Source organism: Mycoplana sp. ABR4_002 (assembly GCF_056159645.1).
The window spans coordinates 3,783,585-3,795,359 of sequence record NZ_JBSWVO010000001.1; the positions used below are offsets into that span (position 1 = coordinate 3,783,585).

The 11,775-nt window shown below is 67.6% G+C and carries 11 protein-coding genes; 3 read left to right on the forward strand and 8 right to left on the reverse strand.

Features of this window, described 5'->3' with window-relative positions; genetic code table 11:
* Positions 1 to 5 precede the first annotated feature (5 nt).
* Entirely contained in the window at positions 6 to 884 is an 879-nt protein-coding gene (locus ACXAGF_RS18055) for an alpha/beta fold hydrolase (RefSeq protein ID WP_475018753.1), read from the reverse strand.
* A gap of 226 nt (positions 885 to 1,110) precedes the next feature.
* Between ACXAGF_RS18055 and ACXAGF_RS18060 the strand changes: the two genes are divergently transcribed.
* The gene (locus tag ACXAGF_RS18060) at positions 1,111 to 1,665 is read left to right on the forward strand and encodes a methyltransferase family protein (RefSeq protein WP_475018754.1); all 555 of its coding nucleotides are present in this window, start codon (positions 1,111 to 1,113) and stop codon (positions 1,663 to 1,665) included.
* A 1-nt stretch (position 1,666) separates the two neighbouring features.
* Here the strand turns inward: ACXAGF_RS18060 and ACXAGF_RS18065 are convergent, their stop codons facing one another.
* The 6 genes from ACXAGF_RS18065 to ACXAGF_RS18090 all read right to left on the reverse strand — a co-directional run bounded on the left by ACXAGF_RS18065 (position 1,667) and on the right by ACXAGF_RS18090 (position 8,780).
* Positions 1,667 to 1,912 carry a formate dehydrogenase subunit delta gene (locus ACXAGF_RS18065; protein ID WP_475018755.1) on the reverse strand — a complete coding sequence of 82 codons (246 nt, stop codon included), beginning with the start codon at positions 1,910 to 1,912 and terminating at the stop codon, positions 1,667 to 1,669.
* A gap of 11 nt (positions 1,913 to 1,923) precedes the next feature.
* Complete coding sequence (gene fdhD, locus ACXAGF_RS18070; protein WP_475018756.1) at positions 1,924 to 2,763, reverse strand: formate dehydrogenase accessory sulfurtransferase FdhD; 840 nt, start codon at positions 2,761 to 2,763, stop codon at positions 1,924 to 1,926.
* 15 nt (positions 2,764 to 2,778) lie between these two features.
* On the reverse strand, positions 2,779 to 5,658 hold the full coding sequence (gene fdhF, locus ACXAGF_RS18075) for a formate dehydrogenase subunit alpha (RefSeq protein WP_475018757.1): 2,880 nt from the start codon (positions 5,656 to 5,658) through the stop codon (positions 2,779 to 2,781).
* Between the two features lie 13 nt (positions 5,659 to 5,671).
* Complete coding sequence (locus ACXAGF_RS18080) at positions 5,672 to 7,228, reverse strand: formate dehydrogenase beta subunit (protein ID WP_475018758.1); 1,557 nt, start codon at positions 7,226 to 7,228, stop codon at positions 5,672 to 5,674.
* The gene (locus ACXAGF_RS18085) at positions 7,225 to 7,701 is read right to left on the reverse strand and encodes a formate dehydrogenase subunit gamma (RefSeq protein ID WP_475018759.1); all 477 of its coding nucleotides are present in this window, start codon (positions 7,699 to 7,701) and stop codon (positions 7,225 to 7,227) included. Before ACXAGF_RS18085 ends, ACXAGF_RS18080 begins: the two co-directional genes overlap by 4 nt.
* 182 nt (positions 7,702 to 7,883) lie before the next feature.
* Positions 7,884 to 8,780 carry a LysR family transcriptional regulator gene (locus tag ACXAGF_RS18090; RefSeq protein ID WP_475018760.1) on the reverse strand — a complete coding sequence of 299 codons (897 nt, stop codon included), beginning with the start codon at positions 8,778 to 8,780 and terminating at the stop codon, positions 7,884 to 7,886.
* Between the two features lie 109 nt (positions 8,781 to 8,889).
* Here ACXAGF_RS18090 and acuI point away from each other — a divergent pair, with 109 nt between their 5' ends.
* Positions 8,890 to 9,885, forward strand: coding sequence for an acrylyl-CoA reductase (NADPH) (gene acuI, locus ACXAGF_RS18095; protein ID WP_475018761.1), 996 nt, complete (start codon positions 8,890 to 8,892; stop codon positions 9,883 to 9,885).
* A 90-nt stretch (positions 9,886 to 9,975) separates the two neighbouring features.
* On the opposite strand, the gene ACXAGF_RS18100 is transcribed toward acuI, so the two are convergent.
* Positions 9,976 to 10,746, reverse strand: coding sequence for an SDR family NAD(P)-dependent oxidoreductase (locus tag ACXAGF_RS18100; RefSeq protein ID WP_475018762.1), 771 nt, complete (start codon positions 10,744 to 10,746; stop codon positions 9,976 to 9,978).
* Positions 10,747 to 10,896: 150 nt separating this feature from the next.
* On the opposite strand from ACXAGF_RS18100, the gene ACXAGF_RS18105 reads away from it, so the two are divergent.
* The gene (locus ACXAGF_RS18105) at positions 10,897 to 11,676 is read left to right on the forward strand and encodes a DeoR/GlpR family DNA-binding transcription regulator (RefSeq protein WP_475018763.1); all 780 of its coding nucleotides are present in this window, start codon (positions 10,897 to 10,899) and stop codon (positions 11,674 to 11,676) included.
* Positions 11,677 to 11,775: the final 99 nt, after the last annotated feature.

An 11,775-nucleotide genomic window follows, 5' to 3' on the forward strand; every position in this document is an offset into this window, starting at 1 on the left:
GGACCCTACCTGCGGGCATTTGCCGTGACCCGGCGCACATGCGCCTGCCAGGCCGAGGCGGTGTCGGCGGCGACACGGTCGAGGAACCGGTCGAGCAGCGGGTTGAAAATCTCCGGCCTTGCCCAGAACGGCGCGTGGCCGGCGCCGTCGACGATGATCGCCGCCTCGTCGAACAAGTCGGGCGCGTGGATCCCGGAGAGGTAGCCGAGGCGCACGAAGGGATCGTCGACGCCGTTGACGAGGGCGACCGGTACCATCGCCGTCTCGAAGCTGCGCCGCTGGTCCGCCCCATCGCCACGCGCCAGGCTCTGCGCGAAGATCGACCGCATCAGCCCGTCGGCCCGCATCGCCAGTTCCCGGAACTGCGCCGGGGCGTCCGCGCCGAAGCACAGGGAGACGAAGCGGGCGCAGTCGCGGTCGTTGAAGTGCTGTTTCGATGCCAGCAACAGGTCGAACGAGGGGTGGAAGGCGCGCAGCATGCCGAGCAGGCCGCGCGGGGTGGGCGGGGCGCCGGTTGCCATCAGACCGCGAATCCGGCTGCTGCGGCTCATCCATTCGATCGCCACATGACCGCCGAGCGACCATCCGAACACCGCCAGACGCTTGAGATCCAAGGCGTCGGCGACCGCGTCGAGGCAGTCGGCCAGCCCGGATACGGTGTAGGTACGTTGCGGCTCACGCGCATCTTCCGAATCGCCGTGGCCCGGCAGGTCGACGGCAATCAGGCGCCAGCGCCTGGCAAGGGCGCTGTCAAACTGCTTTTCGAAGACGCGTCGGGAGAAGCTCGAGCCATGGATCAGCATCACTGGAAAGCCCGTTCCGCCGGTGTCGCTGAGACACACCGCACCGTGGCGGGTTTCGATAGTCCGATTGTTGAAAGTCATGCTCGATTCCGATCGACGAAAGCGGAGGGGGGCCGAATCGCCCCTGAATATTACGCCTAGATCATAAACGAGACCCTAAGAGCGGCCCCACCCTTCAGGGGGGCACCTTGCGACGTCGCAATCACAAGCTGCGGAAACGCACGCGTCGCGCATTGCAGCACGCCACGGCCATCGCTATGGTCTGGGAAAAGCGTGTAATCGAGGGGGCGGCGCGGCCGGCGAAAGAATGAACGTAGCACTGGACATTGCCGTCACCTGTTTGAGCGTTGTCGTCGTCGGCCTTTACACCTGGTCGCTACGCGGGCATTTTTCTTCGCCGCGCATGCCCTCCGGCATGAAGCTCGTTTCCGCGGCGGTCACGCTGACCACGCTTCTGTTCCTCTACCTGACCTGGAGCCGCCCGCAGCCGGCGGCGGCGCAATTGCTCGGCCTGGCGCTGCAGCTGGGAGCGACGGCGCTGTTCTGGTGGGCCATTTCCGCCTCGCGGCGGGCCAAGCTGCGCTTCGCCTTCGACCCGGACAAGCCGGACAGCCTCGTCACCATCGGTCCGTACCGATATGTCCGGCACCCGTTCTACACCTCCTACATCGTCTTCTGGTCGGGATGGGCGATCGCGACCTGGAGCGCCTGGGCCGCCCTGCCCGTGGTCGCCTTCATCGTCATCTACATCGTCGCCGCGAAGGGCGAGGAGGGCAAGTTTGCCGCTACCCCGCTGGCCGCCGAATACGAGGCCTATCGCCGCCGCACCGGCTTCCTGATCCCCAAGCTCGCCGGGGCGTAGGTCAGCCCGGCATGTCGCTGCCGGCGGGCGGCGGGCGACGCACCAGCCCGGCCGCCTGGATCACCAGTGGATCGAGGCCCTCGCCGCCGCGATCGTCGACGATCGCGAAGAACTGGCGGCGCATGCGCGGCTCCCAGTAGCGGTTGATATGGTTGGCAACGCCCTTCGGCGCGTCCTCCGCCGGCTGGGAATGGAAGAAGGTGGCGATCTGGTTGGCCATGCGGACCAGCTTTGCATCATTCGACATGCGGGCGTTTCCTATCCGTTTCCGGCCCGGCGCGCGGCGTCGTCAACCGACAGGATGCGCCCGGGCTTCGTAAAGATTTCGAACTCGTCGCCGCGCACCAGCGCCACCAGCGTCATGCCGGCCTCCTCGGCGGTACGGATGGCGAGCGCCGTCGGCGCGGAGATGGCGACGATGAACGGGCTGCCGATCACCGCGGTCTTCTGCACCATCTCGACCGAGACTCGGCTGGTGACGACCACCGCGCCGTCGCCGCCGCGGTAACCGGCCCGGGCAGCGGCGCCGGCGAGCTTGTCGAGCGCATTGTGCCGGCCGACGTCCTCGCGCACGGCGATCAGGCCCTTGCCGGGGACGTAGAAGGCCGCGCCGTGCACGGCGCGGGTCTGCAGGTGCAGCGGCTGCTGGCCGTTCAGGAGCCGCACCGCCTCGGCCACCTGGTCCTGCGACAGCGTCAGCGTCGCGGCGGCGACCGACGGCGTCACCCGCACCGCCTGCTCGATCGACTCGATGCCGCAGAGCCCGCAGCCGACAGGTCCCGCCATGTGACGGCGGCGTGCCGTCAGCGCCGCGCTCTGGGCGTCGGCAAGCCGGATCTGCAGGTCGATGCCCTTGTCCTCGGCAACCACCTCGACCTGCTCGATCTCCCGGACGCTGGCTACGATCCCCTCGGTCAGGCTGAAGCCGACGGCGAAGTCCTGAAGGTCAGCCGGCGTCGCCATCATCACCGCATGGGTCGAGCCATGATAGGTAAAGGCGACCGGCGTCTCCTCCGGCACGATGCGCCGGCCTTCGGTGAGCCGCCCGCCGCGCCGGGCGAGCTCGGGGACCGCGACTGTGGTCTTGGGCGTCGTCATCGGACCATCGCGGCGCTACTCCGCCGCCTCCAGCTTGCCGGCGATGCGGCGCGACTGGCGGGCCTGCTCGTCATACTCGACCTGCCAGTCTGACGGGCCGTTCGAGGGCGCGACCTGCACCGCCGTCACCTTGTATTCGGGGCAATTCGTCGCCCAGTCGGAGAAGTCGGTGGTGATGACGTTCGCCTGTGTGTTGGGGTGATGGAAGGTGGTGTAGACCACGCCCGGCGCCACGCGATCGGTGATCTCCGCCCGCAGCGTCGTCTCGCCCGAGCGGCTCGCGAGCCGTACCCAGTCGCCATCGCGGATACCGCGGTTCTCCGCGTCGTGCGGATGGATCTCCAGCCGGTCCTCCTCGTGCCAGACGACGTTGTCGGTGCGCCGCGTCTGGGCCCCGACATTGTACTGGCTGAGGATGCGGCCGGTGGTGAGCAGCAGCGGGAAGCGCGGGCCGGTCTTCTCGTCGGTTGCGACATATTCGGTGCGGATGAACTTGCCCTTGCCGCGCACGAATCCGTCGACATGCATGATCGGCGAGCCCTGCGGGTGCTTCTCGTTGCAGGGCCACTGCACCGAACCCATCCGGTCGAGATAGTCGTAGGAGACCAGCGCGAAGCTCGGCGTCGTTGCGGCGATCTCGTCCATGATCTCGGACGGGTGGCGGTAGGTCCAGGCAAGCCCCATGGCCTGGGCGAGCTTCTGCGTGACCTCCCAGTCGCCGAGGCCGTTGCGCGGGGTCATCACCTTGCGCACCCGGTTGATGCGGCGCTCGGCATTGGTAAAGGTGCCGTCCTTCTCCAGGAAGGTCGAGCCGGGCAGGAAGACGTGCGCGTAGTTCGCCGTCTCGTTCAGGAACAGGTCCTGCACGACCACGCATTCCATCGCCGCGAGGCCGGCCGAAACGTGCTTGGTGTCGGGGTCGGACTGCAGGATGTCCTCGCCCTGGATGTAGATGCCCTTGAACGTGCCGTCGACGGCGGCATCGAGCATGTTGGGAATGCGCAGGCCCGGCTCGTTGTTGAGCGCCACGCCCCAGAGCTTCTCGAAGGTGGCGCGGGTGGCGTCGTCCGAGATGTGGCGGTAGCCGGGCAGCTCGTGCGGGAACGAGCCCATGTCGCAGGAGCCCTGCACGTTGTTCTGGCCGCGCAGCGGGTTCACGCCGACGCCCGGGCGGCCGATGTTGCCGGTCGCCATCGCCAGATTGGCGATCGCCATGACGGTGGTCGAGCCCTGGCTGTGCTCGGTCACGCCGAGGCCGTAGTAGATCGCGCCGTTGCCGCCGGTGGCGAACAGCCGCGCCGCCCCGCGGAGCAGATCGGCCGGAACGCCGGACAGCTTCTCCACTTCCTCCGGGCTGTGGCGCGGATCGGCGACGAAGGACGCCCAGTCCTCGAACTCCGACCAGTCGCAGCGCTCGCGGATGAACGCCTCGTCATAGAGCCCTTCGGTAACGATGACATGCGCCAGCGCCGTGACCACGGCGACGTTCGTGCCCGGCTTCAGCGGCAGGTGGAAGCTCGCCTCGACATGGGCGCTGCGGACCAGGTCGATGCGGCGCGGGTCGATGACGATCAGCCTGGCGCCTTCGCGCAGGCGCTTCTTCAGCCGCGAGGCAAAGACCGGATGGCCGTCGGTCGGATTGGCGCCGATGACGATGACGACGTCGGTCTGCTCGACCGAATCGAAGTTCTGCGTGCCGGCCGAGGTGCCGAAGGTCTGGCCGAGACCGTAGCCGGTCGGCGAATGGCAGACGCGGGCGCAGGTGTCGACGTTGTTGTTGCCGAAGCCGGCGCGCACCAGCTTCTGCACCAGGTAGGTCTCCTCGTTGGTGCAGCGCGAGGAGGTGATGCCGCCGATCGAATCGCGGCCGTACTGGTACTGGATGCGGCGGAACTCGCTGGCCACATGGGCGAAGGCCTCCTCCCAGCTGACCTCGCGCCAGGGATCGCTGATCTTCTCGCGGATCATCGGGTTGACGATGCGGTCCCGGTGGGTGGAGTAGCCGTAGGCGAAGCGGCCCTTGACGCAGGAATGGCCGCGGTTGGCCTGCCCGTCCTTCCACGGCACCATGCGCACCAGCTCCTCGCCGCGCATCTCCGCCTTGAACTGGCAGCCGACGCCGCAATAGGCGCAGGTGGTGACGGCCGAGTGCTCCGGCTGGCCGATCTCGATCACCGACTTTTCGATCAGCGTCGCCGTCGGGCAGGCCTGCACGCAGGCGCCGCAGGAGACGCATTCCGACGACACGAAGTCCTCGTGCATGCCGGCGGAGACGCGGCTGTCGAAGCCGCGGCCCTCGATCGTCAGCGCGAAGGTGCCCTGCACTTCCTCGCAGGCGCGCACGCAGCGCGAGCAGACGATGCACTTGGAGGCGTCGAAGGTGAAGTAGGGGTTCGACTCGTCCTTCGGCTGCCACTTGATGTTGATGACGCCGTCGTTGCGGGCGCGCACGTGGTTCTCGCCGTCATAGCCGTAGCGCACGTCGCGCAGGCCGACCGCGCCGGCCATGTCCTGCAGTTCGCAGTCGCCGTTGGCCGCGCAGGTGAGGCAGTCGAGCGGGTGGTCGGAGATGTAGAGCTCCATCACGCCGCGGCGGACGTCCTTCAGCCGCGGCGTCTGCGTCGACACGACCAGCCCGGGCGCCACCGGCGTGGTGCACGAGGCCGGCATGCCGGATCGGCCCTTGATCTCGACGAGACAGAGCCGGCAGGAGCCGAAGGCGTCCATCATGTCGGTGGCGCAGAGCTTCGGGATCTCGATGCCGGCCTCCATGGAGGCGCGCATGATCGAGGTGCCCTCCGGCACGGTGACCTCGCGACCGTCGATGGTCAGCGTCACCATCTTCTCCGCCTTGGAGGCGGGCGTGCCGAAGTCGATTTCCTTGATCAAAGTCATTTGTTCTCCTCCCTCACTCGGCCGCCTGCGCGGCAGGAGCGGGTGAAAAATCCTCCGGGAAATGGGTCATGGCGCTCATCACCGGATAGGGCGTGAAGCCGCCCATCGCGCAGAGCGAGCCGAACTTCATGGTGTCGCAGAGGTCGGCGAGCAGCTTGCGGTTCTTGTCCGGCTCGACGCCGCCGGCGATGTTGTCCACCACCTCGACGCCGCGCACAGCGCCGATCCGGCACGGCGTGCACTTGCCGCAGCTTTCGACCGCGCAGAACTCCATGGCGAAGCGGGCCTGATGCAGCATGTCGACGGTGTCGTCGAAGACGACGATGCCGGCATGGCCGATCAGCCCGTCCTTGGCGGCGAAGGCCTCGTAGTCGAACGGGGTGTCGAACAGCGCGCGCGGGAAGTAGGCGCCGAGCGGGCCGCCGACCTGCACCGCCTTGACCGGCCGTCCGGAGGCAGTGCCGCCGCCGATGTGATCGACGATCTCGCCGAGCGAGAGGCCGAAGGCGGTCTCGTACAGGCCGCCATGCTTGATGTTGCCGGCGATCTGGAGCGGAATGGTGCCGCGCGAGCGGCCCATGCCGAAGTCGCGGTAGTAGCTCGCGCCCTGGTCGAGGATGACCGGGACCGAGGCCAGCGAGATGACGTTGTTGATCACCGTCGGCCGGTCGAACAGGCCCCTGTGAGCCGGCAGCGGCGGCTTGGCACGCACCACGCCGCGCTTGCCCTCAAGGCTGTTCAGCAGCGCGGTCTCCTCGCCGCAGACGTAGGAGCCGGCGCCGACGCGCACCTCCATGTCGAAGGCCCGGCCCGAGCCGAGCACCGAGGGGCCGAGCACGCCCGCCGCGCGGGCCACCTCGATCGCCTCGTTCATGATGGCGATGGCGTTGGGGTATTCGGAGCGGGTGTAGACATAGCCCTTTGTCGCCCCGGTCGCCAGGCCGGCGATCGCCATGCCCTCGATCAGCACGAAGGGGTCGCCCTCCATGATCATCCGGTCGGCGAAAGTGCCGCTGTCACCCTCGTCGGCGTTGCAGACGATGTATTTCTGCTCGCCCGGCGCTTCCAGCACGGTGTTCCACTTGACGCCGGTCGGGAAGCCGGCACCGCCGCGCCCGCGCAGGCCGCTGTCGGTGACCTCCTTGACGATCTCCGCCGGCGCCATCGCGGCCGCCTTCTCGAGCCCGGCCAGGCCGCGGAGGCGGCGATAGTCCGCGAGCGAGAGCGGGTCGGTGACGCCGCAGCGCACGAAGGTCAGCCGCGTCTGCCGTTTCAGAAAGGCGATGTCCTCGGTCGGACCGTGACAGAGCGGATGCGGGCCACCGGTGAGGAAGCCGGCCTCGAACAACGGGCCGACGTCGGCCGCCGTCACCGGCCCGTAGGCGATGCGCTCGCCGCCGGTTGCGACCTCGACCAGCGGCTCGAGCCAGTGCATGCCGCGCGAGCCGTTGCGCACGACCGCGATGTCGAGACCGCGTTCGCGGGCCTGCGCCTCGATCGCCGCCGCCACCTTGTTGGCGCCGAGCGCGAGTGCCGCGGAATCGCGCGGGACATAGATCGTGACGGTCATCGGCGCGCCTCCTTGACGAGATCGGTAACCGCGTCTGCATCGAGGCGGCCATGGACCTCGCCGTCCAGCATGGCCGACGGCGCGCACGAACAGAGCCCGAGACAGTAGACCGGCTCCAGCGTCACCGCGCCGTCGAGCGTGGTCTGGTGGAACCCGATGCCCAGCAGGGCCTGCACCCGCTCCGCCAGCGCCTCGCCGCCCATCGACTGGCACGCCTCGGCGCGACAGAGCTTCAGGACGTGGCGGCCGGCGGGATGCTCGCGGAAGTCATGATAGAACGTGACGACGCCATGCACCTCGGCGCGCGACAGGTTCAACTCCTGGGCGATGACCGGCAGGCTTTCCTGCGGGACGAAGCCGAACTCGTCCTGGACCTCGTGCAGGATCGGCAGAAGCGGACCTTCCATCCCCTTCAGCGCCGCAACGATGGCCCGAGTTCTCGTTCCGACGTCACCGGAAACGTGCTGATTCATGCGCAGACCTCCCGAACGGCACAGGCCTGCCGCGCCGCGCGGCGCGCAATGTCGGGCCCGGTGCCATCAAACTGCGGGCAAAGATTGGAACCCTGTCGACCTCCGCCCTGCTTCTTGCAAGCTTCTCAGGGAAGCACCGAGGGGTCAATAAGGCTGTACCGTCAGTTGATAGAAAAAACCTATCAATCCAGGCCGCGCTCGGCCAGGATCCGCGCCTCGTGCAACAGGGCGGATACCAGCGGCGTGAACGGCTCACGATGTGTCGCAACCAGGCCAACGATGTGATGCGGCGCCGGATCGACGATTGAAATCATACTGATTTCATCATGAAAACCGAAGGAAAGCGCGACGTTGCGCGGCATGATGCTGGCCCAACGGCCGGTGCGCACATGCGACAACAACACGATCATCGAGTTCGACTCGAGCGTCGGGCGGACCGCGGCGACGCCGGCCTCGGCAAAATGCCGGTTGATGATGCGCCGGTTCTGCATGTCGGCGGTCAATAGGCAAAGCCTAAGATCGGCCACCTCCCGCCAGGTCACGCTTTCGCGATCCGCAATCGGCCCGCTCCGGGCGGTGATGAGGTGATAATGTTCGGCCTGGAGCGGTACGCTGGTGACCCGCCCGAGCGGCTCGTTTTCCAGATAGGTGAGCCCGGCGTCGATCTCGAGGTTCTCGAGCAGGCTCAGGATCTGCAGCGAATTGGTCGACTGCACCGAGAAGGTGACGTCGGGATGCTTCTCCTGGAACGGCGCGGTGATGCGCGGCACCATGGCGAGCGCCGTGGGGATGGCGGCGAGCCGGATATGCCCGGACAGACCCTTGCGCGCGGCCCGCATCTCCTCACGCATGGTACGGGCGTCGCCGACGATGCGCCGGGCCCATTCCAGCACGCGCTGCCCCTCCGGCGTCAACCCCTGGAAGCGCGAGCCGCGCACAACCAGCACCACGCCGAGCTGGTCCTCGAGCTGGCGGATGGCCGCCGACAGCGTCGGCTGCGAAATGCCGAGCTCCTCGGCCGCCCGGGCGAAATGCCGCTCGCGCGCCAGCGCAATGAAGTATTCCAGCTTGTCGATCATCGCACCCGGACCCAGTTGTCGCGCTCCCTTCATACAAAAGAACGGTGGCGCGACAAACGGGCGATGCTTTACACAGGCAGCAGGCAGGCAAAACGGGAGGAGACCGGCGATGACATTCAGGGCGCTTCTGGTGGAAAGGGCCGACGACGGCGTGGTTACGGCATCGGTCCGCGATCTCGAGGACGAGCGCCTGCCGGACGGCGACGTGACCGTCGCGGTCGAATACTCGACGCTGAACTACAAGGACGGGCTCTGCATCACCGGCAAGGGCGGGCTGGTGCGCACATTCCCGCACGTGCCGGGCGTCGATTTCGCCGGCACCGTGGAGACATCGAGCGACCCGCGCTACCGCCCCGGCGACAAGGTGGCGCTGACCGGCTGGCGCGTCGGCGAGGTCCGGTGGGGCGGCTACGCCAGCCGCGCGCGGGTCAGCGGCGACTGGCTCGTGCCGTTGCCGGATAACCTCTCCACCCGCGAGGCGATGGCGATCGGCACCGCCGGCCTGACCGCGATGCTGGCGGTGATGGCGCTGGAAAAGGCCGGCGTGTCGCCGACCAAGGGCGAGGTCCTCGTCACCGGGGCGGCGGGCGGCGTCGGCTCGGTTGCGGTGGCGATCCTCGCCCGCCTCGGCTACCGCGTCGCGGCGCTGACCGGCCGCCCGGAGGCGGCAACCTATCTGCGCGAGCTGGGCGCGGAGACGATCGTCGACCGCGCCGAACTGGCCGGGGCGACGGCCAAGCCGCTGGAATCGGAGCGCTGGGCCGGGGCGATCGACAGCGTCGGCGGCGACCTGCTGATGCGCGTCCTCAAGCAGGTCAGATACAACGGCGCCGTCGCCGCGATCGGGCTTGCCGGCAGCGCCACGGTTCCCTCCTTCACGGTGATCCCGTTCATCCTGCGCGGCGTCAGCCTGCTCGGCATCGACTCGGTCATGCGCCCGCGCGACGAGCGGCTCGACGCCTGGAGCCGCATTGCCACCGACCTGCCGCTCGGCAAGCTCAACGACATGGTCACCGAGCACGGCCTTGCCGACCTGCCGCAGCTGGGCCCGTCCATCCTCGAAGGCAAGATCAGAGGCCGGGTGGTGATCGACGTGCGGCGCTGAGCCGAGCGCTCCCGCCCCGGCACCCGGCGCGCCGCGGCCTTGTCCGGACGGACGAGGCCGCCACAATCACCGCGGGCTTGCCGTTCGGCGTCAGCAGATCAACTGGCCGCCGTTCACCTCGAGCACCTGCCCGGTGACATAGCCCGAAAGGGTGGCGGAGGACAGGAACAGGTAGGCGGGCGCGCAATCCTGGGCGGTCCCCAGCCGCTGCAAGGGGATCGCCTTGCGGGTCGCCTCGAGCTTTTCCGGGGAAGAGTAGCGTTCATGAAAGTCGGTGGCGATGGTGCCCGGCGAGACACAATTGACCCGGATCCCGTCGGGCGCGAGCTCGCGCGCCAGCGCCTTGGAATAGGTGGCGACGAACGCCTTCGTCGCCGAATAGATCGCCGAGCCCGGGCTGCCGCCGGTCAGGGCCGAAATGGAGACGGTGTTGACGATCGACGCCCCCCCGGCGCGGCGCAGCGCCGGCAGCATCGCCCGCGTCATCTCCACCACCGAGGTCTGGTTGAGCCGCACGACGGTCGCATACTGCTCGTCGGTCAGCGTGTCGGCCGGGAAGCGTCCGACCATGGTGCCGGCATTGTTGACGAGGACGTCGACCTGCGTGAACAGGTCCTCGGCGTAGCGCGCCACCTCGGCAACCCCCGCCGGCGCCAGGAAATCGGCGCAGACGATGTGCGCCCGCGCCTCCTCGACCGCCTCCTGGAGAAAGTCCGGCACGACGTCCATCGGCTTACGGCCGCCGTGCAGCAGCACATGCGCACCGCAATCCAGGAACTGCCGCGCCACCTCCAGGCCGATGCCGCGCCCGGCGCCGGTGATGACCACATTCGCCCCCCTGAACAAGGCCGGATGAAACATGACGATCTCCCATTCGAGGCGCGCGGCGAAGTGCGACCGGACGCCAGTATCACAAAAATTGCCCCTCGCTCCAACTGTCGCGCGGCGAGAGAATTGCGGTACTTTCGTTTTTGCATATGATGAACCAAAACGAAAGCGCAGGAGGAGTGCATGTTTCTGACAGGCCGGCAGGCCGAAATCCTGGACCTCGCCAAGGCGGAGGGCCGCGTGCTGGTTGAGGACCTGGCCACGCGCTTTTCCGTCACCCCCCAGACCATCCGCAAGGACCTGAACGACCTGTGCGACAACAAGGTCCTCACCCGCATCCACGGCGGCGCCCTCTTCCCGAGCGGCAACGAGAACGTCAAGTACGAGGCCCGGCGCTCGATCGCAGCCCCGGAAAAGCAGGCGATCGGCCAGGCGGCGGCCGAGATGATCCCGAACAATTCCTCGCTCTTCATCAATATCGGCACCACCACCGAAGCGGTCGGCGACGCCCTGATGGAGCACAAGGAACTGATGGTCATCACCAACAACATCAACGTCGCCAACAGATTGCGCGGCTTCCCCTCGATCGAGGTGGTCATCACCGGCGGCGTCGTGCGCGGTGCGGATGGCGGTATCGTCGGCGAGGCGGCGGTCGATTTCATCCGCCAGTTCAAGGTCGACTACGCCGTCATCGGCGTCTCGGCGATCGATCATGACGGCGCCCTGCTGGACTTCGACTATCGCGAGGTAAAGGTTGCCCAGGCCATCATCGCCAACGCCCGCCACGTCATCCTCGTCTCCGATTCGACCAAGTTCGAACGCACCGCGCCGGTCCGCATCGGGCACCTTTCGCAGATGCACACCTTCATCACCGACCAGTGTCCGTTCGACAACATCCGCACCATCTGTCGCGACCAGGACGTGCGCCTGATCGAGACCTCGGCCGTCGCTGCCGACGGCTGACGCGACTTTCCTTCGACATTCGTTTGACATTCGAAAAATTTTCGTTTCTACTCTTCCTACTTTCGCACACGCGCAAAATTGTGCAGTGCGAAACAGGAA

What these genes read in the sequence shown, in the direction of transcription:
- ACXAGF_RS18055 (WP_475018753.1), bottom strand. Translation starts at nt 884, where the DNA reads ATGACTTTCAACAATCGGACTATCGAAACCCGCCACGGTGCGGTGTGT.
- ACXAGF_RS18060 (WP_475018754.1), top strand. Translation starts at nt 1,111, where the DNA reads ATGAACGTAGCACTGGACATTGCCGTCACCTGTTTGAGCGTTGTCGTC.
- ACXAGF_RS18065 (WP_475018755.1), bottom strand. Translation starts at nt 1,912, where the DNA reads ATGTCGAATGATGCAAAGCTGGTCCGCATGGCCAACCAGATCGCCACC.
- fdhD (WP_475018756.1), bottom strand. Translation starts at nt 2,763, where the DNA reads ATGACGACGCCCAAGACCACAGTCGCGGTCCCCGAGCTCGCCCGGCGC.
- fdhF (WP_475018757.1), bottom strand. Translation starts at nt 5,658, where the DNA reads ATGACTTTGATCAAGGAAATCGACTTCGGCACGCCCGCCTCCAAGGCG.
- ACXAGF_RS18080 (WP_475018758.1), bottom strand. Translation starts at nt 7,228, where the DNA reads ATGACCGTCACGATCTATGTCCCGCGCGATTCCGCGGCACTCGCGCTC.
- ACXAGF_RS18085 (WP_475018759.1), bottom strand. Translation starts at nt 7,701, where the DNA reads ATGAATCAGCACGTTTCCGGTGACGTCGGAACGAGAACTCGGGCCATC.
- ACXAGF_RS18090 (WP_475018760.1), bottom strand. Translation starts at nt 8,780, where the DNA reads ATGATCGACAAGCTGGAATACTTCATTGCGCTGGCGCGCGAGCGGCAT.
- acuI (WP_475018761.1), top strand. Translation starts at nt 8,890, where the DNA reads ATGACATTCAGGGCGCTTCTGGTGGAAAGGGCCGACGACGGCGTGGTT.
- ACXAGF_RS18100 (WP_475018762.1), bottom strand. Translation starts at nt 10,746, where the DNA reads ATGTTTCATCCGGCCTTGTTCAGGGGGGCGAATGTGGTCATCACCGGC.
- ACXAGF_RS18105 (WP_475018763.1), top strand. Translation starts at nt 10,897, where the DNA reads ATGTTTCTGACAGGCCGGCAGGCCGAAATCCTGGACCTCGCCAAGGCG.